General features: G+C 54.2%; 18 protein-coding genes. 2 read left to right on the top strand and 16 right to left on the bottom strand.

Going from position 1 to position 25,657, the window contains the following annotated elements; genetic code table 11:
• Positions 1-116 precede the first annotated feature (116 nt).
• A complete protein-coding gene (locus tag M2298_RS25700; protein ID WP_122965923.1) occupies positions 117-2,285 on the bottom strand; it encodes a transcriptional regulator in 2,169 nt (722 codons plus the stop codon).
• Positions 2,286-2,835: 550 nt separating this feature from the next.
• Here M2298_RS25700 and M2298_RS25695 point away from each other — a divergent pair.
• On the top strand, positions 2,836-4,896 hold the full coding sequence (locus tag M2298_RS25695) for a VWA domain-containing protein (protein WP_122965924.1): 2,061 nt from the start codon (positions 2,836-2,838) through the stop codon (positions 4,894-4,896).
• A gap of 4 nt (positions 4,897-4,900) precedes the next feature.
• Here the strand turns inward: M2298_RS25695 and M2298_RS25690 are convergent, their stop codons facing one another.
• The 3 genes from M2298_RS25690 to M2298_RS25680 form a co-directional block, all read right to left on the bottom strand.
• Positions 4,901-5,815 carry a serine/threonine protein kinase gene (locus M2298_RS25690; protein ID WP_173599565.1) on the bottom strand — a complete coding sequence of 305 codons (915 nt, stop codon included), beginning with the start codon at positions 5,813-5,815 and terminating at the stop codon, positions 4,901-4,903.
• Between the two features lie 88 nt (positions 5,816-5,903).
• On the bottom strand, positions 5,904-6,686 hold the full coding sequence (locus M2298_RS25685) for an isocitrate lyase/PEP mutase family protein (protein WP_122965926.1): 783 nt from the start codon (positions 6,684-6,686) through the stop codon (positions 5,904-5,906).
• Positions 6,687-6,700: 14 nt separating this feature from the next.
• Positions 6,701-7,939: an MDR family MFS transporter gene (locus tag M2298_RS25680; RefSeq protein ID WP_122965927.1), complete on the bottom strand. Its 1,239-nt coding sequence runs from the start codon at positions 7,937-7,939 to the stop codon at positions 6,701-6,703.
• A gap of 130 nt (positions 7,940-8,069) precedes the next feature.
• Between M2298_RS25680 and M2298_RS25675 the strand changes: the two genes are divergently transcribed.
• A complete protein-coding gene (locus M2298_RS25675; protein WP_122965928.1) occupies positions 8,070-9,926 on the top strand; it encodes an SgrR family transcriptional regulator in 1,857 nt (618 codons plus the stop codon).
• A 125-nt stretch (positions 9,927-10,051) separates the two neighbouring features.
• On the opposite strand, the gene nagA is transcribed toward M2298_RS25675, so the two are convergent.
• The 12 genes from nagA to M2298_RS25615 form a co-directional block, all read right to left on the bottom strand.
• A complete protein-coding gene (gene nagA / locus M2298_RS25670; protein WP_274874200.1) occupies positions 10,052-11,221 on the bottom strand; it encodes an N-acetylglucosamine-6-phosphate deacetylase in 1,170 nt (389 codons plus the stop codon).
• Between the two features lie 63 nt (positions 11,222-11,284).
• Complete coding sequence (locus M2298_RS25665; protein ID WP_173599569.1) at positions 11,285-12,361, bottom strand: NAD(P)H-dependent flavin oxidoreductase; 1,077 nt, start codon at positions 12,359-12,361, stop codon at positions 11,285-11,287.
• Between the two features lie 53 nt (positions 12,362-12,414).
• On the bottom strand, positions 12,415-13,578 hold the full coding sequence (locus M2298_RS25660) for a VOC family protein (protein ID WP_229049734.1): 1,164 nt from the start codon (positions 13,576-13,578) through the stop codon (positions 12,415-12,417).
• 319 nt (positions 13,579-13,897) lie between these two features.
• Complete coding sequence (locus tag M2298_RS25655) at positions 13,898-15,613, bottom strand: ABC transporter ATP-binding protein (RefSeq protein WP_122965932.1); 1,716 nt, start codon at positions 15,611-15,613, stop codon at positions 13,898-13,900.
• 48 nt (positions 15,614-15,661) lie between these two features.
• Positions 15,662-16,693 carry a FecCD family ABC transporter permease gene (locus M2298_RS25650; protein WP_122965933.1) on the bottom strand — a complete coding sequence of 344 codons (1,032 nt, stop codon included), beginning with the start codon at positions 16,691-16,693 and terminating at the stop codon, positions 15,662-15,664.
• A gap of 3 nt (positions 16,694-16,696) precedes the next feature.
• The gene (locus M2298_RS25645) at positions 16,697-17,752 is read right to left on the bottom strand and encodes a FecCD family ABC transporter permease (protein WP_122965934.1); all 1,056 of its coding nucleotides are present in this window, start codon (positions 17,750-17,752) and stop codon (positions 16,697-16,699) included.
• 179 nt (positions 17,753-17,931) lie between these two features.
• A complete protein-coding gene (locus M2298_RS25640) occupies positions 17,932-19,521 on the bottom strand; it encodes an AraC family transcriptional regulator (RefSeq protein ID WP_173598203.1) in 1,590 nt (529 codons plus the stop codon).
• Between the two features lie 189 nt (positions 19,522-19,710).
• Complete coding sequence (locus M2298_RS25635; RefSeq protein ID WP_280649240.1) at positions 19,711-20,688, bottom strand: ABC transporter substrate-binding protein; 978 nt, start codon at positions 20,686-20,688, stop codon at positions 19,711-19,713.
• Between the two features lie 272 nt (positions 20,689-20,960).
• Positions 20,961-21,752, bottom strand: a complete 792-nt coding sequence (locus tag M2298_RS25630) for a DeoR/GlpR family DNA-binding transcription regulator (protein WP_122965937.1) — start codon at positions 21,750-21,752, stop codon at positions 20,961-20,963.
• A 238-nt stretch (positions 21,753-21,990) separates the two neighbouring features.
• Positions 21,991-23,106: a 2-aminoethylphosphonate--pyruvate transaminase gene (gene phnW / locus M2298_RS25625; protein ID WP_280649239.1), complete on the bottom strand. Its 1,116-nt coding sequence runs from the start codon at positions 23,104-23,106 to the stop codon at positions 21,991-21,993.
• 46 nt (positions 23,107-23,152) lie between these two features.
• Positions 23,153-23,947 (bottom strand): phosphonoacetaldehyde hydrolase, encoded by a 795-nt coding sequence (gene phnX, locus M2298_RS25620; protein ID WP_173598205.1) that lies wholly within the window; start codon positions 23,945-23,947, stop codon positions 23,153-23,155.
• Complete coding sequence (locus M2298_RS25615; RefSeq protein WP_280649238.1) at positions 23,948-25,657, bottom strand: putative 2-aminoethylphosphonate ABC transporter permease subunit; 1,710 nt, start codon at positions 25,655-25,657, stop codon at positions 23,948-23,950.

Genomic DNA, 25,657 nt, shown 5'->3' with positions numbered 1-25,657 from the left:
GACCGGATGGGCTTCGAGGCTTATGTGTAAGGGTGCGCTTTGGAAAGCACACCTCTAGCCACCTGCGTAATGTGTGAATCCATTTCATAAAAAGCTCTCCCGACTGAAATCAGGTACTAAGCTTTGACAGGAGTCGTACCTTTCGTGATCGTGACTTCCAGATTTTTCACATTGCCATTGAAGATCAGATCGATGTGGCACAGATTGCTCTTGTCGTCGATGATATAGCTCATGTCGTCGCCATCCTGAATGATGGAGTTGACAAAGCCGCGTGTGCCGAGCCATTTGCTCTTTTGGCTGCTCGGGTTGTTGCTGAAAAATTTGACGATGTTGTCGTGCTTGAAATCGCCCGTCTGGAAGCGGAGAATCCGCTCGATGTAGGTGCTGACCAGCGTTTTGTAGATGGAATCGAAGCCATCCTCGGCCATCGCCAGGCTGCGCGCCTTGTACACCGTGATTCGCTTGATATCCTTGCCCTGGATTTGCGCATTTTCCGAAGAGAAGACAAAGCCAAAGTTTTTGCGGTTGATCGAATCTTTGATGTTGTTCGTAAAGCCGGAGATTTCCTTGGCCATGGTCGTAATCGCACGCAGACCGTTTTCGCCCGCTTCGATGTCAAAGCGCACGCCTGGATACTCGCGGCTGACCACCTTGAATGCTTCGCGCAAATACTCCGGACACTGATACGCCGCCACAATCCCTGCCGCTACGTAGCTCGCTCCGACGTAAACGCCTTCGATCCACAGCTTCAGGATGTCTTCTTTTTCCTGCGACAGCTTCACGCCGTCTTCGGTTTGCAGCATGCGGCTGTCGATGACCACTCCCGATTTGTCCTTCGGAATAATCGTAAAGTTCGGAACGCACGGGATCGCAAACTCGCTGTACTCCTTGCGCACGAGCACGCCGCACTTGTCGATGTACTTGTCGATGCCGGCAGTCGCCATGCTGTTGAAGGTCGTCTCTTCGCCCGTGCTGAAGCTGAAGAAAATTTGGACCTTGAAGTCTTTGACTACTTGCAGCAGCATCGTCAGCGACTCCATCGTATTGCCGTCCTGTTTGACGACCTTTTCGTTGCCGCGGAAGCGCTCGCGTGTGACTTTCGCTTTGGCGCCAGCTTCCATGTCGATGGAAGGCACGATTCCGAACCAGATCGTATCGGTGAAGTCGTTTTTCGCGTTGACGGTGTTGAGATACGTCTCCAGGCGCGGGATGTTGCTGCTTTTCACCAGCATGTCCAGCTTGGTGTTGGTGATGAGCATCGCAGGCTGCATGCCTTTGTTCTTGGTCACGTACTGATCGAAGAACATTTTCACGCCGAGAATTTTCTCGACCAGCGGCTTGACTGTTTTCACGAAGTCATCCTTCGCGTTTTTATAAAATTCGAGGTACGTGTTGTAGTTTTGCACCTCTGTCTCAATGTCGATCTCGCTATGAACGGCAGGCAGCGGGCAGAACGTGCGCACCACCAAGTCTTTGACATAGGAGGACGGCGTTTCGGTAATCGACTCGTAATCATCCTCGAACACGTTCATCAATCCGTTGCCGTTGCCCTCGTCGAGAACCATCAGCTCGCGGCTGTCGCTTTTCGGCGCTTCGATGATTTTCAGCTCACCGTTTTCCCCGATCGTCAGCATCCCGATCTGAATCGCTTCCGACTGGTTCTCCTCTTGCGCCCCGCCGAGAAGCAGACGGGTCTTGATATCTTCAATCGCGAGCGGGAGCATGGCCATGACGTTGTTGTAGTTTTTGCTCGCATCTTCAAACATGATGTTCAGCTTGTCGCCGAGATCGAGCTTCTTCGGATCGCCATCGTCCAGCTTTTCGTAGTGGCTGTACAAGTAGTGAATCTCTTTGCGCACCTGACGGATATCGTCCATCACTTTTTTCGGGGAGATCATGTCCAGAAGATTCTCGAATTTAAAGTCGACGTTCGTGATTCCCTGGCTGCGCTTTGTATCGATCAGTGTGAACAGCATTTTCAAAAAGTCATTGCTCTGGTCGATCTTGATCTCGGAGATCGCATCTTCCGCAATGCCATCAGGCTTTTTCAAGGTGTACATGACCTTTTGGTTTACGGCGTTGTAGAACGAATAGACAGTCGGGGAGAACTTGTCCAAAAACTCATCGAAGCTTTTCACAAGCAAATGCTCGTTGATTTCCTTGATCTTGTCGTCGCTCAAACTGTCGATGCCCTTGACGTCGCCTACAATCGTGATGAGGTCGAGTTTCTCCGGGTTGATCTCTTCGAACAGCATGGTTCTGTTGGTCTGGTTAATAATGTCCATAAATGACCCCTTCCTTTTGTCTCTCGTAAATGCGTGGTCCTAACTCAGGAGTGTATGAGTCCTACTTCCACAATCAATTACAGTTGATTACATAAATCCCAATAAAACCAAAAATCTTGCCTCTAAATTAAACTCGCTCGCCATATTTTGTCAACAAACCCTCTATTATGACAATTTTCCTATGTGCACCATTACCGTTTCTGGTATTTAGACCCATTTTATTCCACTCATCTTCCTTTTTCTGGTTGAGCACTTTATGCTGAATCCAGGGAGTCTTCCCGCCTACTTTTCCCGACAAAACCAGCATCACGCCTTACTTTGTCCCTACTTCTGCCGCCCTGCCCGCACAGCGCCGGATGCGCCCATAACTCGAAATACTGACAAGAAAGGACAGAATAAACCTTATTTTTACAAAAAAGGCTATTATTTCACTTTATATACCTCGGCAAAATGGTGTCCGCCGTTTAGCCGGAAGTTGATTTATGGGCAAATAGTCCTGTTGCAGCAAAATGTGAACAATTTGCAAACTTTTAAGGAAAAGAGTGAAAACATGTACAAAAAAACTGGACATCCTCCTCCGTTCTCCCTGGCGTTCAAATGGGTGGTTAGCGGTATCCTCCTGCCTTTCCTCCTCCTTTTCTCTCCCCTTCCAAGCGGGGCAACCGGGACGGGTGAAGCAGGAATCGATGCGGTTTTTGTCATTGATACGAGCAATTCGATGAACCAGACAGACCCTGGGAAAACAGCTGCCGAGGTCATGGGCATGTTTATCGACATGAGCGAAGCTAGTCGTACCCGGATCGGCTTTGTCGCCTATAATGATCGAATCGTCCAGACGCAGCCGCTCACCAGCATGGCGGAGAGCAGACAGCGCGAGCAGTTGAAAAGCAAGATTCAAGGGTTGCGTTATTCGGGATATTCCGATATGGGGCTTGGCTTGCGAAAAGGGGAAGAACTGATTGCCAGAGCGAAGGATCAATCGCGAAAGCCGTTTTTGATCCTGCTCTCGGATGGGGGAACCGATCTGCGCCAAAACGCCAATGGCAGAAGCGTCGCGGCATCGAACAAAGATGTGGAGTCGGTTATGGCAAAAGCGAAAGCGGAGGGCTACCCGATCTACACAATCGGGCTGAACAGCGATGGCTCTGTGCAAAAAGAGCAGCTGAAAAAAATCGCGGAGACGACAGGCGGGACTTCTTTTGTCACGCAAAGCACAGATGATTTGCCGGAGATTTTCAATCAAATTTTTGCGAAGCACATCCAGTCGCAGCTTGTGTCGGTAGCAGCCATGACGGCGACGGGAAGCTTGCAAGAGGTCACGGTAAACATCCCGAACGCCAGCATGCAGGAAGCGAACATCGTGCTGTTGTCGAACCATCCGCTGCTGGAGTCACAAGTCTACTACCAGTCGAAAAATGTGCATTTTATCCAATCGAAAAAATACTCTCTGATGAAAATCGAGCAGCCGACAAAGGGGAGCTATCTGGTCAAATTCCGCGGACGGCCGGGCGACCTGGTCAAAGTCAATTTGCTGGGCAACTACAGTCTGAAAGCCGATGTACAGGTTGCACCTGATCCTGTCTCCAAAGGCAATCCGGCGACCTTCACGACTTATTTGACCCAGCTGGAGGGCAATCAGCGCCTGGAAGATCGGGACGTCTACGGTTTGATGCAGGCCGAATTGATCGTCACCGACATCGCGAAAAAGCAAACCGAAAAAATTCCGCTGAAAAACGGGGGAACGGTCTTCACAACCGACTATGTGTTCCCGCACTCCGGGCAGTACCAGTGGAAAATTTTCATGAGCGGCCCGGACTTTTACCGCGAGACGGCAAGCAAAACATTCGAAATCGCCAACATCGCGCCCGTGGCAGTAGCCAAAAACAAGCTGACCATCGAAAAGGAAAACGGCGAGCAGACAATTGACCTCGCTGCTTATTTCACCGATGCCAATCAGGACAAGCTCACCTATGCGATCGTCTCTCCTACTCCCGCCGATCATTTTGGGGCAAGCATCCACGAATCCGGGTTGAAGCTCGTGCCGAGCAAAAGCGGCACTTCCGCGATCACTATCACGGCTACCGATTCCGAAGGGGCAAGCGTGACTGGCTCGCTTGTCATCACGGTTCATTCTGTCTGGGATCGCTACATCACAATCGGACTGATTGTTCTCGCTCTTGCCGCAATTGGCGCAGGCGCCTACTGGTTCATGCGCCCGAAACCGAATTTTAGCGGCCGTTTGGAAGGGTATTTTCTTCACACCGCCAGCGGCAACGACATTCCCGTGAAGTTTTGGCCGCTCGCCGCGTTTGGCAAAAAGCAACGCATCACGCTCCACGAGCTGTTTTCAAGCCTCGACGTCAACGAGCACCTGCCGGAAGCACACAAAATTTACTTCCAGCCAGGGAAAAACCAGACTTTGGTCATGATCAGCCACAGCCAGTGCACACTGCAAAAAGGCAAGGACATTTTGCCTCGCCATAAAAAAGTGGTGCTCCACTACAACGACAAAATTTACGTGACGTTTGAGGATCATGTCACCGAGATTGAACTGCGCTACAAAGAAAGCAAACCCAGCCCCCACCAAGCTGGGAACTGGGAAACGGCATAACGGACTATTTGCTTTTGCTTGCGAGAAAGGGGGTCTGCAAGCGAGACTTGCCCGCTCTCAACAGATGCTCCGCACGGACGGCTGCTGCCAGCACCCGAAGTGAGGGGCATCTTTTTTTCGCCTCGACTGCCATGCCCCACGCAATGACATTCGCGATCAGCCGCGGCACAGTCGGATTCAGCTCGCGAACGGACGGCAGCCGATCCTCGATCACTCGCGTCGCCACATCGGCCGGACGGTGCCTGGTCAGGCAAAAATAGAGAGTAGCCGACAAGCTGTACACATCGGAAAAAACACCTTGTCGGGACTGGCTGGAATAAAATTCGAGCGGAGAGTATCCTTCCGTCGTCACGATCTGGCGGGGGGCGTCGGTTGCAAAGCGAATAGCCGAGCCGAAATCAATCAGCATCGGCTTTCCCTCATCGGTCATCACGATGTTTTGCGGCTTGATATCCCGATGGATGATCCCTTGCTTGTGGATGTAGTCCAAGCTTGCCAGGAGCGGGAGCACGGTTGTCTGCACGAAAGCAGCGACATCCAGCTCCCCTTGCTCTTGCACAAACTGGTCAAGCGTCTTGCCTTTGCAATACTCCACGACCAGATAGCCTGTCCCATTTTCTGCAAAGTGATCGACATAAGGAGCGATATGCTCATGGCGCAGCTCCTGCAAAATCGCCGCTTCCTGCCAAAAGCTCTCCAGCAGCGTCTGAAATCGCGCTTTTGACGATGGCTTCCGGCAGATGACGCTGCGGTTATCCAAGTCGCGCATCGCCAGTGCTCTCGGGAAAAACTCCTTCACAATTCTCGTCTTTTTGGCCTCCATGTGGTAAACGAGATACACATGGGACAGCTCGCTCGTGGAGACGGTCTTTTTGATCCGGTAGGCTCCCCGCAAAATCGTGCCTTTTTTCAGCTCCATCCGTCTTTCGGTTCACTCCTCCCTAGCATCTTTCTCGTTCTCAGGAAACGATACCAAATACCAGGGGCAGGTGGCAATATGTGGAGATTTATCCTTGGCGATTCGCTGCATACAGCAGGGCCGTGTCACGGTCAGCCGCCAGCTTGGAGGCACTCGCTTTTGCAAAATCAGCAACATGGTCGTAAAAGTCATTCCCGATGCTCAGCCGCTTGACTCCCCACTCTGCCAAGCGCTCGGCATTCGTCAGGGTGGGGCGCGACAGGACATTCAGCGGCGCACGCACCGCTTGGGCAATCGCTCTGATTTGCTCCTCCTCGACGATCCCCGGAACGAAAATGCCGCTCGCCCCGCTCTCGACGTAAGCCAGTCCGCGCTCAATCGTTTCCGCGAACGGGTCCTCTCGCCGGAAATACGTGTCGATCCGCGTATTGATGTAAAAAGCAGCGAAGCCACGGTTGTCGAGAGCAGCCCTCATCGTCTGCAAAAGTTTCGCCTGATCGGCGATCTCTTTTAACCCCGGCCCTCGTTTGAAAGAGTCCTCGATGTTGATCCCGGCAACCCCCAGGTCAGCCGTTCGCAGCACGTTCTCGACAATTTGCCCGTGAGTCTCTGCATAGCCCGCCTCAATGTCGGCGGAAACCGGAATGTTCACGTGATCCACGATCAGCTTGATGATGGACAAATGCAAGGCAAAGTCAATGTTTTCCCCATCTTTGTATCCGAGAGAAGCCGCAACGCCCCAACTCGTCGTCCCGATGGCCCGAAAGCCGCTCTGCTCCAACGTGCGTGCCGAAAGGACATCCCAGGCATTTCCCAAAAACAACATCTCGTCTGCATGATGAAGCGCTTGAAATTGCTGAATCTGATTCATTCTAATCCCTCTTTTCAAATCGTGATTTGTATAGGTTGTTCACAATCTTGCGTCTTCTGCTGACGCTGTTCCCACAGTCTTTGACCGCGCTGGAAAAACGGCAAGGCCAAAAAGGTCAGCAGCATCAAGATCGCGAAAATAACTGGCCCTTGGTCAAAGCCCAATTGCTGAAGCAGCAAACCGCCGATCCACGCAGTGGCGCTCTGCCCCAGAAAAGCGAAGCCGCTCGCGCCGTAATAGGCGCCTCGCATATGCTCGGGAGCGATTTCTCCGATCAGTACATCACCGATGACAAAGCATAAAATTTCCCCGATGGTAAAGACCACCATCGACACTGACAGCCAGAACAAATTGGTGAAGAGTCCGAACCCGAACAAGCCGAGTCCGAAAAGGAGGCAGCCGACTTTCAGGGCCGTCATGGCAGAATAGCGTTTCATCAGCCTGGCAAGCGGATATTGAAAGACGAGGACAGACAACGTGTTCATCACGAACAGGAAGGAGTAAGCCTCGACCCGGTCGTGACCGATGTACTGGGCAAGCGTCGTATCCAGGTGCGTATAGGCTCCAGCCACAAACAAATTGCCGAGCAACAGATACAAAAACACTTTGTCTGTGAACACGATCCGCGCCATCTGCCCCATCGGAATCGAATCGGAATGCTCCCGCAGTTGTTGCTTGAACAAGATCATGAACACGACCAGGATGACCGCATACAGCGCCATAATCACCGCACTGATCAGAAACGGCAGCATGGAGGACGAACTGCCTGCGCCGAGCTTCAACCCAATCAGCGGCCCGATCGCTCCCCCCAGGTTGATGGCAAAATACCTGGCGTTGAAAGCACCCCTGCGCTGGCTGTCCGGGGTAAAATCAGCGAGCAGGGCACGCGCCGTCGGTTCAAATACATTGCGGCACAAACCGTTCAGCGCACTCAAAAGGAAGAACATCCACGTCTCGCTCGCCAGCGTGAAGCCGACCAGGACAAAGCTCCAAAGCCCCATAGAGGCGATCATGACCGGATAGCGCCCCAACCGATCTGACAACGCTCCCCCAGCGAAGCTGCTGACCGTGCCCACCAAAAGGCTCATCGCCAAAATCGCGCCAACTACGGCCGGGTCGATTCCCTTTCCTTTGCCCAAGTAAATCCCGAGAAAAGGCAGCGTCATGAAAAAACCCGTCCGCGATAAAAAGGTGCCGATGATGACGCCCCATGCCACGGGATGAAAGCGCGGTAACGGAAACCTTTTGCTCATCTTGTTTGCTCTCCCCATTCCTGTTTTTCGTCTGTCGTGTTATCTTCAGTATATTGATCTGAGAAAAGCGAAAAAGGGTAAGGTGTAAGCAAACTCTGTCACCTTTTCCCAAAAACAAAGGGGGGCCTTCATGGTTACCGTTCTCTACTTTTTGGAGCTGCGCCTGTTCTTTCAGCAGGAAGAAACGGCCAAACCGTTCCCCGTCACGATTGAAAAATTGAGCGGACTTTGGCACTGTACCCCCCGAAACGCGAAGCTGATCGTCCGCAAGCTGGCAGAAATGGGCTGGATCGACTGGCAGCCTGGGCTTGGCCGGGGCAATGCCTCCGTCCTGACGTTTCTGGCGGATGCCGATGCCATCTTGCTTGCGGAAGGAAAGCAGCGCATGGAGCAAGGCGATGTCACAGAAGCTATGGAGCTTTTGAATCGCTTCGGCAAGCCCGCTGTCAAAGAGCAGTTCATGGAGTGGCTCTCGGCAGAACTTGGCTATTGCACACCGAGCGAGTCGAACCATTATCAGGACACGCTGCGCTTCCCGGTCTACCGCAGCATTGTCACACTGGACCCCGCGCAGGTGTACTATCACTTCGATGCGCATTTGGTCCGCCAGCTTTTCAATACACTCGTTCACTTCGACACGGACAGCCGGACGATCCATCCAAGCATTGCCCACTCGTGGGAAATGAGCGCGGATCACAAGGAGTGGACGTTTTATTTGAAGAAAAATGTCGTGTTTCACCACGGTCGGGAGCTGACCGCGCACGATGTTGTCTTTTCGCTGGACCGGCTGCGCTCGCATCCGGAAAAGTATGAAGCAAGCTGGATGCTTGGCGATATCGCGCAGTTGGAAGCAGTTGATGCCAGAACGGTGCGGATTTTGTTGCAGGAGCCGAACTACTTGTTTCTGCGGATGCTTTCCACTACGCCCACCAGCATCGTCCCGGCAGAGATCGTCCTGGAGACGGCTGGCGAGTTTGGGAAAAACCCGATCGGGACTGGCCCGTTCCAGCTCGTCCGTCTGGATGAAGGCATTTGCATTTTGGAAGCTTTTTCGGGACATTTTCAGGGGAGGCCGCAGCTTGACCGTGTGGAAATCCTCCTGTTCCCCGATCTGGAAACAGGCATTCTCCATGAACCGGACTGGACGTCTGTCATGATGTCCCACGGTGTGGCCACAAAAGCCGAAGCATTAAGGGAAGCAATCATCCGCGACAGCCGCGATTGGTGCGATCTGGAGACGCTGTTTTCCTGCTGCAACCTGCTCGTCTTTAACCAATGGAAAACCGGGCCGCAAAACCATCCGAAATTCCGCCAGGCGCTCGACTTGCTCATCGATCGCGAGCAGATGATTGCCGAGCTTGGAGGAGATCGCGTCTTTCCGGCAAAAGGCTTCCGCCCCTTCTCTCCGCAGCTTGCGACTTGGTCAGCGGAACGAACGCCCCGCCCAAGCGCTGCGCAAATTGCCGCCCTGCTTGCGGAAAGCGGCTACCAGGGAGAGACGCTGCGCATGGTCATGACGTCCTATCACGAGCCGGACGCCTTGTGGATTCAAGCCCGCTGCAAAGACTACGGCATTCACCTGGAAATCGACGTTCGCGAGCCGTTTGAGTTTGCGAATCACGATTTGCTGCCGGAGCACGACTGCCAACTGTTCGGAAACGTTTTTAGCCATGATGAAATCAGTGAACTGGAAATGTACTTGCAAAAGAACTACTTCCTGCCCAGCTTTGACGCACCGTTAGCCGAAGCGGTTCATCGAGAGACTGCTGCCCTTTTTCGGGAGGCAGACGAATCCGTCCGGCAACAAAAGCTCGCGCACATAGAAGCGCTGATCCAAGAAAACCATGCCGTTTTGTACCTTGTGCAAAAGAAATCGCAAGCTTCTTTTCACAAGTCGGTTCGCGGCGTCACGATCAATCCGTCCGGCTGGCTGGACTTTCAAAAAGTCTGGTTTCACCCGCATGCTTCGCAGCCCGTGCAGCAGTAGGGGGTACAAAAAAACAGCCCCGGCGCATTGTTTCATCCACGCGCCGCCCTGCCCGTGCAGCAGTATACGACAAAAAAAAGCAGCCCCAGCGCATCTGGGCTGCTTTTTTACGCCTATGGATTGGATTACTGAGCGCGTTCGTATACGCGTTTTCCGGCAACGAAGGTCATCGCCACTTCAAAATCGTCATCCAACACGATCATGTCGGCATCGTATCCGGCTGCCAGCCGACCTTTTCGCTCCCCGTATCCGAGGATAGCGGCTGGCGTATGCGATGCCATCTCTACCGCTTCCGCCAGTGGTACACCGCTCAGCGTCACCATGTTTGCTACGGCTTTGTTCAAGGTCAAAATGCTGCCAGCCAATGTCCCGTCCGCCAACTGCGCCTGATTGTCGCGGACGCGAACCTCTTGCCCGCCCAAGTCGTAAGTGCCTTCGCCGAGCGCAGCAGCGCGCATCGAGTCGCTGACCAGCGCGAGCCGCTCCGGCGTTTTCACCCGATACAAAATTCGCATGACCGCAGGATGGACGTGGATGCCATCGGCAATCAACTCGGTGCTCAAATGCTCGTGGTACATCGCAGCACCGACCACTCCCGGCTCTCTGTGATGCAATCCGGTCATGGCGTTAAAGCAATGCGTGAAGTGGCGCACGCCCGCATCCACAGCTTCAGCCGCCTGGACAAACGTCGCCCCTGTATGGCCTGCCGAGACGATCACGCCGCGCTCCTTGAGCCAGGCAATCGCTTCGAGCGCTTCCGGCTGCTCGGGAGCAATCGTCACGACCTTGATCAGCCCTTGGGCCAGCTCGTACATTCGCTTCACCGCATCCAGCTTGGGCAAAGAAATGTTTTCTTCCTTTTGCGCCCCTTTGTAACGCGGATTGATCCACGGCCCTTCCAGGTGAATCCCGATCGCCTCTGCCCCCGGCAAGCCAGCCTGGCTTGCGCGCGCAATGTTTTCCAGCACAGGCTCAAGCTCGGCGTAAGGAGCCGTCATCGTCGTCGCCAAAAAAGAAGTGACGCCATATCGGGCAAGCGCGCCGGAAATGGCCTGCAAAGATTCCGGCGTCCCGTCCATCGTGTCGTGGCCGTCGATCCCGTGCATGTGCATGTCTACCAGGCCTGGGCAAATCCGCCCGGTTTCCACCGTCAGCAGCTGTGCAGGGCATTCGCCCGCATAAGCTTCGGCTTCCCCTGCGTACACGATCTTCGCTGCCGCCACTACGACAAGCCCGTCCCTGATTTCCTGTCCGTCTGCAATGATTGTTCCTCGAAGAGCGTATTCCTGTTCCATCTCCATTCCTCCGTCAACGCACTGCCGTAGTCTGTCCGTAATGATGCCGCACCTGTTTCCTTGCTATTCCTGCACAAGTCCTGCGCATGCACGCTTCGTTTCCTCTACGAGCTGCAAGACCAGTTCGCCTGCGCCAAGCTCCCTGCCAAGCGGTGCCGCCTGTCCCGCCCACATCGACATATACGCGGATTTCTGCTGCTTGCCCGCAGCGGCGCGAATGTCTTTGGTGAGGGCATTTTGCACCGGGTAGGCGGGCAATTCCTGATCCAGTGGCGCCAGCTTTCGCATGAACTCGTTCTCGATGCCTCTCGCCCATTTGCCGGAAAAAGCCCGTGTCATGACGATGCCCTCTTCGCTCGACTCCCGGATGGCTTGCTTGTGCAAAGCATGCGCGCCGCTTTCCGCACACGTTAAAAATGCCGTTCCGAGCTGGGCCGCCTGCGCTCCCAGTGCGAGCGCGGCTGCAATGCCTCGCCCGTCCATCATCCCGCCCGCTGCGATCACCGGAATTTTGACGCGATCCACGATCTGTGGCACCAATGCCATCGTTCCGATCAGATTGCTCGGGGAATCCGGCAAAAACGAACCGCGATGCCCGCCTGCTTCACTGCCCTGCGCTGCGATCATGTCCACGCCGCCCGCTTCCAGCACGACTGCCTCGCGAACCGTCGTCGCAGTCCCGATCACCGTCACGCCTTTTTGCTTGAGCGCTTGCAGTGAACGCGCGTCGAGCATGCCAAACGTAAAGCTGAAAACCGCAGGCACTTCCTCCAGTACGACTTGCAGCTGTTCCGCAAACGACTCCTGAAAGCGCGTGACTTGCGGGCTTTCGGGAATGTCCAGCTCAAGGCGCACCTCATTGAGCGCGGAAGCAACCGTGTCTGCGATCGGCTGGGTCGCGTCAAAGTCTTCCGGGATGAACAAATTGACGCCAAAAGGTTTGTCGGTCAAATCGCGGATCGCATGTATCGCTTCACGGATTTGCTGTGGAGTCATATAGGCAGCTCCCAGCGTTCCCAATCCCCCTGCTTCCGAGACGGCCGCGACCAGCGCAGGAGTTGTCGCACCGCCCGCCATCGGTGCCTGGATAATCGGCCATTTGATTTTCAGGCGTGACGTAATCGGATTCGCTTTCCACATGCTTCTTCCACTCCCTTTTGTCTATTTCGTTCCATTCACGCACGAGGGCAGGGTCATGGCTCGTGGCGAATCAATTCAAGAAAATGGGCCAAAACTCGCGCAGTAAGCCCCCAGATGACTCGTCCGTCCAGCTCGTAAAACAGATGCTCGACTGTGCCTGTGCGCCACGGATACTTTTTGCCGCCCGGAATCAGGTGATAAGGGAAGTCATCCTCCGGCTCGTTCACAAGCGCTGAAGTGTATGTCGCAGGCTCAGCGGCAGCCAGTCGTTCCAGCGAGATGATAAACACTTCTCCCACTTCATCGGGATTCGGCTTCATCTTCGCTATGTCCTCCACGTAGCCGACAAACGGGTAAATCGCAGAATGGCCCGGACCGATCAACCGATCCAGCTCGCCGACGTAGTGAATGCTTGTGAGCGGCACTCCCAGCTCCTCGCTCGTTTCCCTGCGGGCTGTCGCCCAGCGCGATTCGTCGCCCTCTTCCGCCCGTCCACCGGGGAAACAAATTTCATTGGCCTGCCTGCGCATCGTGCTTGCCCGCTTTTCGAACAAAACCCCCAGCTTGCCGTCCTCCATCTTGACCAAAGGAAGCAAAATGCCAAACACACCCGTTTGCTTCGCTCCCATAAACCCCGGCTCGCGCTCGTTCAGCACTTGCAAAATACGGTGAACGCCCGGCTCTTGCTTAATTGGGTCGGCTGCTACGCGTGTGTCCACATCCGCCCCTCGCTCGATCGGTTCAGCTTCGCGTGTGCCCACATCCGCCCCTCGCTCAATTGACTCAGCTTCGCGTGTGTCCACATCCGTCCCTCGCTCAATTGGCTCAGCTTCGCGTGTGTCCACATATTCCGCCACTTCGATTAAATTCCGGTCGGGGTCGCGCACGTAAACCGAACGGATCAGTCCCGCTGCACCTGTCCTGTGCACTGGCCCTTCCTCGATGTCCACCCCGCAGCTTGCAAACCTGGCGATGACTGCCGCAAGCGGCACAGAAGCGATCAAGCACAAATCAGCAGAGCCTGGCAACGGCTGTCCCGCTTTCGGCTCAAACTCGTGTCCCGCCACATGCAGGTTGATTTTTTGTGCGCCAAAATGCAAAGCTTTTCTGCCATTGCCGAAGGTGACAACCTGCATGCCAAGCGCGCGCTCGTAAAACTGGCAAGTCGCTTCCAGGTCGCGGACGGTCAACACCAGATGGTCCAATCGGTCGATCATGCTTACCATTCCTTCCTGTCCCGCTACATGCTCTTGCTATGTATTATAGCAAACAGGGAGCTTCTATCGTTTGATTCGACTGCAAAACGCCCTCCAACTTGTTCCTCACCAACTGGAGGATACGCTTTTCTTTTCACGAACATGTCTACCCGTACATTATACAATGATTTCCTTGTTTACAGCTGCTTTTTGCCCCGCTTGTACAAGGCGCATAACTTAGCATATAGCACAGCAAAACGAGCGTCCCCCGCCTCATGCGGAAGAACGCTCGCTTTTTTTGTGGAAGAAACGCCACGGACAATCACAGCCGTTTCATCGTCTATGAACTGAACTGCGCTTGATGCAGTCTGCTGTATACGCCTTGCGTTTGTAAAAGCTCGTCGTGATGTCCTTGCTCGGCGATGCCTTGTTCGGCGACGACAATGATTCGGTCTGCGTTCTTGATCGTCGCCAGGCGGTGGGCGATCACGAGCGTCGTGCGTCCGTGGGACAGCTCTGCAAGCGCCTGCTGAATCGCCGCTTCCGTCTCGGTGTCGAGAGCAGAAGTCGCTTCATCCAAAATGAGGATCGGCGGGTTTTTCAGGAACATCCGGGCGATCGACAACCGCTGCTTTTGACCGCCGGAAAGCTTGACGCCCCGCTCCCCGATCAGCGTATCCAGTCCTTCTGGCAAGGCGCGGATCACGTCTTCCAGTTGTGCCCGTCTGGCTGCGTCCCACAACTCTTCATCGGTCGCGCCAAGCTTCCCGTAGGCAATGTTTTCCCGGATCGATCCGTCAAACAGGAAGACGTCCTGCTGCACGATTCCGATATGCGAACGAAGCGACTCCAGCGTCATGGAACGAATGTCGATGCCGTCAATCATGATCGAGCCGCTGTCCACATCGTAAAAACGGGGAAGCAAGCTGCACAGTGTCGTTTTTCCCGCGCCGGAAGGTCCCACGAGCGCGACCGTCTCGCCAGCGCGAATGGACAGCGACAATCCCTGGAGCACTTTTTCCTTGTTTTCATAGCCAAACGTTACGTTCTCGAAGCGGATGTCGCCGCGAAGATTGCTGACAGGCTTCGCGTCTGGCGCATCGTCGACGTCAGGCTCTGTCTCCAGCAACTCCAGGTAACGCTTGAATCCGGCAACACCTTTTGGAAACGTCTCGATGACGTTGTTGATCTGCTGAATCGGGTTCAAAAAGACGTTCGACAGCATCACGAAAGCGATAAACTCCCCGTACGTCATCTTTCCTTGGATGACGTAATACGTTCCGCACACGAGGACAAACAGCGATACCAGCTTCATCAAAATAAAGCTCAACGACGAGTTCCACGCCATGATGCGGTACGTGAGCAGCTTGGTCAGGCGGAAGCGCCCGTTGTTCTCTGCAAAGCGTGCGATTTCATGCTTTTCGTTAGCAAACGCCTGTACGACGCGAATGCCGCTGATGTTGTTTTCCACGCGCGCATTGTAGTCTGCGACATCGGCAAACATCCGGTCAAAAGCGCGGGACATTTTGCGGCTGAAATACATCGACAAATAAATCATTAAAGGCACGATGATAAAAGTCAGCACCGCCAATTGCCAGTTGATGCTGAGCATGATACCGAAGGCGCCCAGCAGTGTCATGACCGCGATGAACAAATCTTCCGGGCCATGGTGAGCGATCTCCCCGATATCCATCAGGTCGTTCGTCATGCGAGATACGAGATGTCCGGTCTTGTTGTTGTCGAAAAAGCGGAACGAGAGCTTTTGCACCCGATCAAACAGCTTTTTGCGCATGTCCGATTCAATATTGATGCCGAGCTTGTGTCCGTAATAGGTAACGACGTAGTGCAAAGCCGCACTGACCACGTAAATGCCCAAAAGCCCCAGGCACGCGTATAGGATCAGCAGCCAGTTTCCACTCGGAAGCAAATCGTCCACAACCCGGTTGACAGCAAGCGGAAACGCCAGTTCAAGCAGCGCGGCCAAAATCGCGCAAGAAAAATCTGCTATAAACAGCCCCATATACGGCTTGTAGTACGCAAAAAAGCGACGCAGCATACCGAATCCTCCTCCTCTTCACCGCACGATGAAAGCCTTTCTTTTTCTCTACGACTTCGAACGGGCAAGCAAGTACAAGAAGTACGGGGCTCCGATGACAGCAACCACAATGCCTGTTGGAATTTCAGACGGCTGCAAAATCCAGCGTCCGATCGTATCAGCAACAATAACCAGGAGCGCGCCTGCCAAGGCCGATGTCGGCAGCAGCATTTCGTGTTTCGGTCCGACAAGTCTGCGCGCCAAATGCGGGCCAATCAGACCGACGAAGCCGATCCCGCCGCTGACAGCCACGCAAGATGCCGCCAGTCCGACCGATGCGGCCAACAGCTTCAACTGTTCTCTTGCGACCGGAGCGCCAAGACCGATGGACAGCTCTTCTCCCAAATTCAGGACGTTCATCACACGCGCTTTGTAAAAGACAAACGGCAGCAGGACGACAATCCACGGGAGCAGCGACAGAACGAATTTCCAGTTGGTTCCCCAAATGCTTCCGGCAAGCCAGGTTGCGACAAACTGGTACTTGTCAGGGCTCAGCTTGAGCGTCAGCACGATCATCGCAGCGCTCATCCCCGCTGCGACCGCGATCCCGGTCAGCAGAATGCGAATTGGCGACAAGCCTTTATGTCTCTTGTAAGACAGCACAAAAATCAGGGCTGCGGTCAAGCTTGCTCCGACCAGCGCCAGGACAGGCAACAGGAAAACAGGAGCGGCAGCCGTCGACGGATAAAAGGAAATGAACAGCATAACCATCAAACCCGCACCTGCGTTGATCCCCAAAATGCCGGGGTCAGCCAGCGCGTTGCGGGAAATCCCTTGAATGATGCAGCCGGAAACCGCCAAACCTGCTCCGATCAAAAGCGAAATGACGATGCGCGGCAAGCGGAAGTCGAACAAAATCAAGCTTTGCTTCTCGGTGCCAGACCCGAACAAGGTCATGAGCAAATCCATTGGCGACAAGCGAATATATCCTGTGTTCATGCTGATGATGAACGCAATCAAAATGAGCACAGACAAAATCATCATGACGAGGATGCCCCTGCTGCGTTTGCGGGCATCGATTTGCGCAGTAGCTGGTTGCATGATTTACATCTCCCTTCTTTCTTTACGAGCCAAGTAAAGGAAGAACGGAACGCCAATCAGCGCAATCAGGGCGCCCAAAGGTGTTTCGTAAGGCGGATTCACCATTCTGGCTGCCAAATCGGCAAAAACGACGAGCAAGCTGCCCATAATGGCAGAGCAAGGAATAATCCACCGATAGTCGACCCCGACCAAATAACGCGTCAAGTGCGGGATAATCAGTCCGACGAAGCCAACCGCACCGACGACAGCGACAGCCGAACCTGCCAAAATCAGGACGATGACCGTACCCGCCAGTTTGACGAGCGCTGTTCGCTGGCCCAAGCCTTTGGCAATGTCCTCGCCGAGACTGAGCATCGTGATGGAACGCGACAACACAATCGCCCCGAGGATCGCAGCGGCAATCCACGGGAACATCACTTTGAGCTGGAACCATTTTGTCCCGGCTACCCCGCCTGCGTACCAGAAAGCCAAATCCTGTCCAATTTTGAAGTAAAGCGCAATCCCTTCGCTAAGAGCAGACAACAGGGCGCTAAGCGCTGCCCCTGCAAGCACGAGCCGCACCGGAGTAAGCCCGCCTTTTGCCATCGAGCCAATTCCGTAAACAAGTCCTGCGCCTACACCTGCGCCCAAAAACCCGTACAAGATCAAGTACATGAAAGGCAGCCCCGGGAAAAAGGCAAAGCAGAGAGCAATGACAAAGCCTGCTCCCGCATTCAGCCCGAGCAAACCGGAATCGGCAAGCGGGTTGCGAGTCATCCCTTGCATGATCGCCCCTGCCACAGCAAAGCTGGCCCCGACCATCGCTCCACCGAGCAAGCGGGGAAGGCGTATTTCCTGGATGATCTGATGCTGCGTAATATCTGGATTAAAATGAAAAATAGCGTCCCAAACGACAGAAAACTGAATATCTGCTGCCCCGAATGAGACAGACAGAAACATTCCGAGAATCAAGGCAAAAACTCCGCCCGTGAGGATCAGCGTTGCTGCCCATGGCCGCGAGCGAAACTGTTCCTGTTTTGATGTACTCCCCTGCTTCAGGGTGTGTGTCTGTTGACCCATGCTAGCCACCTTTTCCATTCATTATGTACATGCACGAAATGTTGCTTTCCCCTTCCCTTTCGCTAAATTCATGAAATTGATTCTTATTATCATAGTAGGATTTTAGGCGATTGACAAAAAGAGTGTCAATGGACAAAAGAGTGGTCTTTTTTGTATGTTTGCAACAATCGTGGTCCATGCTAGGCCAGCACGTGCAAAATGTGCTCGATTTTTTTCTGGTTGGCGATGATTCCGTGATTCATCCACGTCATGAAATCGACTTCGTACGCCCGCTTGTCACGCACAGCCCGCAGCGATTGCCAGACGGGATGGTGCACCTGGAGCTTTTCCGCATCGGTTCCTTCTCCATGCCATTTGTCAAAAGCGTAAAAAATATGGTCGGCGTCAAGCGCAGAGAGCCATTCCCACGACACCCCGGCTCTTGCCTCCTGCACAGAGAGCGACCTGACCAGCGGATGTGGCTGCATGCCCAAATCGTCGAACATGACAGGGGCCGAGTACGACTTTTCCACGCTGATCATGTCTGCCGATACGCGCAAAAAGGCGACGGTCTGCCCTTTCATGCTGCTTGACAGCTTACTGCGGGCAGCGGCGGCTTTTTTTTCATAATGCTCGATCGCCTTGTCGGCTGTGTCTCGCCGATTCAGCCAATCGCCCAAAATCCGCATCGTCGATCGCCAGTCTGACCCGAGCTCGCGCACCATGCATGTCCGCGCGATCTTGGCACATTGCTCGTAGTGAGCCGACTCCCAGCCTGTGCAGGAACGCAGCATGATCACGTCCGGGTTGCTGTTGGACAAAGCGTGCACTTCATCCTTCAGCACGTCAAACGTCGGGACGTCTTGCAAGCCGAGATAGTCCTGCTTGCCCCAGTACGAATGCGCCCATTGCACAATCGGCGTAATGCCCAGCGAGCACAAGTAGTCTTCCATAAACAAAGAGACGACGCGCAGATCGTCGCGGTGGACATTCCGGTACTTGCCGGGAGCCAGCCCGACCATTTGCTTGAAGCGGCGATTGAAGTAATACTCGCTGTTGAACCCGACATTTTGCGCGATCTCATGCACCCGATCCGCTGTCAAAAGCAACAGCTGTTTGGCCCGGTTGATCCGCAAGCCGTTGATATAATCGAGCGGAATTTGTCCGGTCAGCTCCTTGAACAGCTGCGTATAGCGCCAGCGCGGAACCGCTGCCTCATGAGCAAGCTGCTCGACCGTCAGCGCCTCCTGGTAATGCTGCTTCACATATTCAATCGAGCGCTCCACGGCGCGAAGCGGGTCCTGCATCGGCCCTCCGGTTGCATTTTGCTGGAAAAGGTCAGACAGAACCGTCTCGAAGCGTACGTGACTGCTGTAACGCACCAGCCGATCCGTCTCCTCCCGCACGGCGTATATTTCCTCGATGCCCTCGACTAATTTGGAAAAAGGAGTGCAGACCATCTCTCCTGTGCGAAACCAAAGCTCCTCTTCTCCCTGCGGTTGCAATGGCACCATCCGAAAGGTCAAGCGATAGTATTCCAAATCCCGCTCGGCTGTGCAGATGCGCACATGCTGACCAGGCTCCGTGATCCAGCAGCTCTCTCCCCCCAGCCGATAGCTGGTTTGATCGATTTGCAGGACACCTGAACCGTCTGTCGTGACGAACATGGCATAATCATTCTGTTCATGGCTGTCTTGGCAAGCATGCGATGCAAGAACCCCTCGCTCTATCCCCGTCAGCACGTATATGGACGACGGATACAACTGATTCTCTGTCCCGTTTGTATACATATCCTCACCTATTATATGAGAATGATTATCATTGTATATTATACGGGGATAAGCCGGGTTTGCCAAGCAAAAGAGCGGGTCCGAACCTTTTCAAATGTGCGCTTCCCGTGAAAAAAGAAGGTGCCCCGCGCAGCTTCACCTGCCTTTCGGGACACCCTGTCTTTGTTCTGCTCGCCTGTACAGCTCGGTTTATTTGACGAATGTCTTCACCAGATCGTCGGCTTTCATCATATTGGCCAGCATGGCGCCAGACTGCCAATGCGTCCGGTTCATCTGATAGACGTGGCCTTTTTTCACGGCAGGGACGGATTGCCACAGCGGGTCTTGAAGAATTTTCAGCGCCTCTTTGTTTTCCGCAGAATCCCAGCCGCCGTTCGACGGGAAGATGATGATGTGATCGGCATTGATTGTCGGAATCGCCTCTTCGCTCAAGACGACGTGCGTGTCCTGATTTTTCGCCGCTTCATACGGGGCAAGTCCAAGCTCCTTGTAAATGATGCCAGTGTACGCATTGCCTTCTCCGAACAGGGCAAGTGTCGGCTTGTCTCCCACGTTCAGACGGATGACGGCTACGCTTTCCTTGCCGATTGCTTTTTCCAGCTTCGCGCGGGCATCGGACATTTTTGCCTCGTACTTTTTCACAGCCTCATCGGCTTTTTCCGGGATGCCCAATACGTCCGCGATGTTTTTCAGCCGACCAATGGTGTCATTGCGCAGTTCGTCCGGGATTTTATACGTAGGTGCGACTTTGCTGTATTGCTCGTATTTTTGCGCATCCGCGCCCCCGTCTACAATAATCAGATCAGGGTTTGCCGCGATCAAAGCTTCCATGCTGCCTGTAATGTCAAACTGCGGGACGTTCAGGTTGAGGTAATCTTGCTTGCCCCACGCCGGATGGTACCATTGCACGATCGGCGTCACACCGAGCGCGAGCAAGTAGTCTTCCTGGTAGATGGCTGCGACTCTTTGCGGATGGGCCGGGATGGTTACTTCCCCGTACGCATCGCGGACAACTCTTGTTTCTGCCGCTACTGCCTTGTCGTCAGCGGCTGGTTTTTGCTCAGCTGGCTGCTGCTGTGTCGTGCCTGTCGCCTGCGGCTCCGCTGCTTTCTCGCCGCACGCTGCCAGTCCTGCCATCGCGATCAGCAAGATAGCCAACCATGTCATGACGATCTTCCGACTATTTCTCCCCATTTTTTCGACCCTCTCTCTTCTGCTGATGAGCTTATGATGATTATCATTCTCACAACTTTTTTCATCATGATCATATGTGGTTCCATGCCGACAAACAATGCACGTTCTCCAGTTTTTTTTGTCCAAACTCACGATCCGCACGATCAAAATGTTTTTGCCGCTTCTGTTTGGACAAGTCAGGCGCTGCACGCCAAAAAGCCGGATTTCTCGCGCAAAGAAATCCGGCCTGTCTCGCTTGTCGTTATTTACAGTTCTTTGGCTACCAGCCAGGTAACGCCTTTGGCTTGCAAATCGTCGCTCCATTCCTCGGGAGCCGCCGTATCGCTGATGACCATGTCGATTTCCTTGAGGTCGGCAACCTTGCACAACGTGCTGATCCCGATTTTAGAATGATCGGCGAGGACGATGTTCTCGTTCGCATTTTCAATGTAATGCTTCGCCAGCTCTGCACGCTCCGGGTCATAACAGGTCAAGCCCTTGTGCAGCAAAAGACCGTCCATGGACAGAAACGCTTTATCCACGTAGAAGGACTTCATCATTTTTTCAGCAAACGGACCGCCCACACGGTAATGCTTCGCGTTCACTCGGCCGCCCAGGAAGTAGACCTCTGCGTTGAGCAAGCCGTTGTTTTGGTACTCGATGAGCAGATTGAGCGCCGTGATCGAGCTGGTCAAGACGGTCAAATCCTTTTTGTTGAGCAAAAAGCTGATCATCTGGAGAGGCGTCGTGCCTTCATCGATCACGATCGTATCGCTGTCCTGCACCAGTTCGGCCGCTACCCGCCCGATTCTCCGCTTTTCTTCTGCCTTCATGACTTCGCGGCTGAGGTGGGATGGTTCTGTGCGATCTACGTTCAGCTTGATTGCTCCTCCATAGACGCGCTTCAGCTTTTTCTCCGCTTCCAGCTCTTCCAGATAGCGGCGAATCGATTCTGAAGATACTTGCAGCTTTTCTACCAGCTCGTTTGTCCTTACCTTGCCATTCGAATTGACCAACTGCAATATGATCTGCTTACGCTCTTCCCCGAACAACGACACCGGTCTTGTCCCCCTATTTACGTACTTGAAGCCAGATGGGCGGCTGACCATCGCTGCCGTCCCATTCCTGACGTGAATCTTGCCGTTTGCACCTGCTGTCAGCTTGAGAAGGAAACAACAACCATTTTATTCCGTTTTTTCCCCTCTCTTGAATTGTAGTGGTATTTGCCGCGACAATCAAGGATTGTCCTGTTGGATTATTGTTGATTTCGTTGGTTTTCGGGTCAAAAAAAATCGTCTACAGCCAAAATCGGTTTGCTTCCACTGCTGTCAGCAACCGCTCCATATCCGCCGGGTACACTTCGCCGATATTGCCGATGCGAAACGTATTTGCTTGCGATATCTTTCCCGGATAGATGACGAAGCCCGCCTGCTTCAATCGCTCGTACAGCTCTGCAAAAGAGAACGACTCCACCTCCGGATAGTAAAAGGAAGTGATGAACGGAGACTGGGATTCTTTTGGCAACAGAACGCGCAGCCCGAGACGCTCCATGCCCTCTGAGAGAATCGCCTGATTTTGCTTGTAGCGCTCGTATCTTTTCGCTACTCCGCCTTCTTGCTCCAGCTCAAGCAACGCCTGGTAAAAGGCCCGGACTACGTGCGTAGGGGAAGTATAGCGCCACTTGCCGTTTTGCTCCTCCATCGTTTTCCACTGGTCGTACAGATCGAGGGACAGCGTGCGGGCCACGCCAGCGCATTTGTGCAGCTCGGACGTCTTCGCGATGACGAAGCCGAAGCCCGGTACGCCTTGAATGCACTTGTTGGCGCTGGAAATCAAAAAGTCGATCGACAGCTCTGCCACGTCGAGCGGAATGCCGCCAAAGCTGCTCATGGCGTCGACGATGTACACCTTGCCGTATTTTTTAACCGCCGCTCCAATCTCGACAATCGGATTGAGCATGCCTGTCGTCGTCTCCGAGTGAACGACAGCCACATGCGTAATCGCGCCATCTGCTGCCAGCGCCTGTTCGACTGCGCGAGCCTCCACCTGGGCCAGCTCGCCAAAATCGATCACCGTTGTATGAATGCCATGCACTTGCGCCATCTGGACGATCCGGTCGCCGTACGCTCCGTTTGTCAGCACCAGCAGCTTGCCCGCTTTTGGAATCACGCTGCTGATGACCGCCTCGACACAAAAGCTGCCGCTGCCTTGCATAAGTACACTTGTATAATCATCCGTCTGCGTGGTTGCCAATCCGACCAGCTTTTGACGCGTAGACTGCACAAGCTCGTTGTAGTCGCGATCCCATGTGCACCAGTCGCGCATCATCGCTTCCCGCACGGTTCGCGAGGTAGACAATGGCCCTGGCGTCAACAGCAAATACGGGTTATCGGTTGTCGTTGTTTGCGTCATGCTTCTCATCCTTTCTGTCTTTCGTGCCTGCTGGAACCTTTTGCCGTTACGGACGCTCTCCCGCCTTCAGGCGCAGCTCGATTTTCGCTAACACTTCATCCAGCCGTCCGATTTCTTCGATTACATAGTGCGCTCCTGCTGCCTGCAATCTGGCGGCAGCGCTTGCAAGCCGCTCTTCCAGCTCGTCCGCTGGCATGTTCGCTACTTCCTGCTGCGACAAGCCAAGCTCGCTTCCGCCCTTGAGGACGCCTACGGTCCACATGCCCGCATTTCTGCCTTCCTGCATATCGCTCGTCGTGTCGCCTACTTTGACCATTTCGCCAAACGGATACACATCGAGCTGGATCGCATTTTGATAGCACATCCACGGATACGGTCTGCCTGCGGGCACTTCGCTTGGCGTCACGAGGCAATCCGGCTCGTAGCCTTGCTCTTTCGCCGCTGCGGCGACGACGTTCATCATTTCCCGCGTATAGCCTGTAGTCGAGCCGATCTTGATTCCCCGCTCGCGCAGCCGCGCCACCAGCGCAAGCGCTCCCGGCACAGGAGTCGCGTAATCGTGCAGCGTCGCCATCAGCATCGGCTCGAAATCAGCGTACAGCTCGTCTACATCTGCCTCGTTCGGATAGCGGCCGAATTTTTCTTTCCACAATTCAGCAACCCTCTCCATCCGGCACAGCGCCGCAATATGATCGCGCTTCAGCATCCCCATCGGCTCGCGTGCCTCTGCTGCCGTCAGTTCAATCCCTCTTTTCTCAAACACTTGCAAAAACACTGCCAACGGCGCAAAGCACCCGTAATCCACCATCGTGCCTGCCCAATCGAAAATGACTGCTTTCATTTATGCCACCTGTCCTTTCTCCTGCTCTGTTCTTGCCGTGCGCTTGCGCAGTCTCGCGCTGATCCACTCCGCGCCTGCACGGGCGATGATGTTGAGGACGACAATCAATACCGACATGGCTGCCGCCGGGGCAATATCGCCCGCGTCATCCATATTGACGATGGAGACGGACGCCAGCTTGAAATCCGCCGCGTACAAAAACACGACCGCCGAGATCGTCACCATCGCGTTGATGAAAAAGTACACGAGCATTTCGATGATCGCAGGCATGCAGACCGGAACGGTCACCCGCCAAAACAGCTTCATTTGCCCGATGCCCATCGACTCGGCTGCCTGCTCGAACTCCGGATCGAGCTTTTTCAGCGCGGTTGTTGCCGTGATGAAGCCTACCGCGAAAAAGTGAATGACGTTGGCCAAAATCAAAATCCAGAGCGAGCCGTACAGACCGTGCAGCGGGTTGGCCGGATTGTTGAAAAAGAAAATGTAGGCCAGACCGATCACAAGTCCGGGAAGCGCCAAAGGAAGAATCGACAGAAAGTACCCTGCCTGGCGCAGCCCCTTCCACACCTGCGACTTTTCAATCGCATACGCGGCGACAAACGTCACGCATGTGCCGATCACCGCCGTCAATACAGCGACGACAATGCTGTTCCACAACGGCTCGATACCTTCTCCTGCGACATTGGAAAAATCGTAGTGAACCAAGCTAAAGTCGAGATTGTACGGCCACACCTGAATGAAGGAAGCCAGAACCACTGTCGCCATCAGCAAGAGCAAAAATCCGCTGACGCCCAGGCAAACAACCGTATAAAACAGGTCGCGCCAGCCGTTTGCCTTGATCCGGTACTCTTTGGACTTGGCTGTGACGGCTGCATGCTGCTTGCGCTCCACGATTCTGTCCACGATAAACGCCACGAGCGCCGGGATGATCAGCAGCAGTCCCACGGTAGCTCCCATCGTCATGTTTTGCTGCCCGATGACTTGCTTGTAAATATCGGTGGCAAGCACGGAAAACTGTCCGCCCACTACTTTTGGCGCCCCGAAGTCGGTAAACGAAAGCGTGAAACAGACGAAGCAGGCGCTGACGATCCCGTATTTGACGCCGGGAAGCGTGACCGTCATCAATTTGCGCACATGTCCGGCGCCGAGCGTATCCGCCGCTTCGTATAGCTGGTAGTCGGCAAAGGCGAGCGAGACAGCCAAAATCAGGTACGCCTGCGGAAACACGTAGACGATTTCCGCCAAAACGATCCCGACTGGCCCGTACAGATCCACGTCCCACCGAAACGGCAGCAAGCCGAAAATCCCCGTCGTCACCAGTCCCTGATTGCCGAACAAATACGTCAAGGCAATCCCGTGCATCATCGTCGGTGCGAACAGCGGAAGCAGCGCGACCGCCCGGTAGAAGCCTTTTCCCCGGATGCCGCTGCGCGTCAGGGCATAGGCGAACAAAAAGGCGAGTGAAACGGCGATTGCCGTAGTCATGGAGGAAATATACAGCGTGTTGTGAAGCGACTGCGACAGCGCTGGAGTGGAAAAGTAGGTGATGAAGTTATCCAAGCCGACGAACAGGCCATTTTTGTCGTAAAACGCTTTGGAAAACAATTGGATGAGCGGCAGCAGCACGCTGGCAGACAGCCCGGCCACGACGAGCACCATCAGCCACTTTTGCCCCGCCTTGCCTTTTGGCGCGGTAACAACTCCGTTCAT

Source organism: Brevibacillus sp. 1238 (assembly GCF_029892995.1).
GTDB classification, from domain to species: Bacteria; Bacillota; Bacilli; order Brevibacillales; family Brevibacillaceae; genus Brevibacillus; species Brevibacillus parabrevis.
This window is presented reverse-complemented; position numbering and strand designations above follow the sequence as displayed.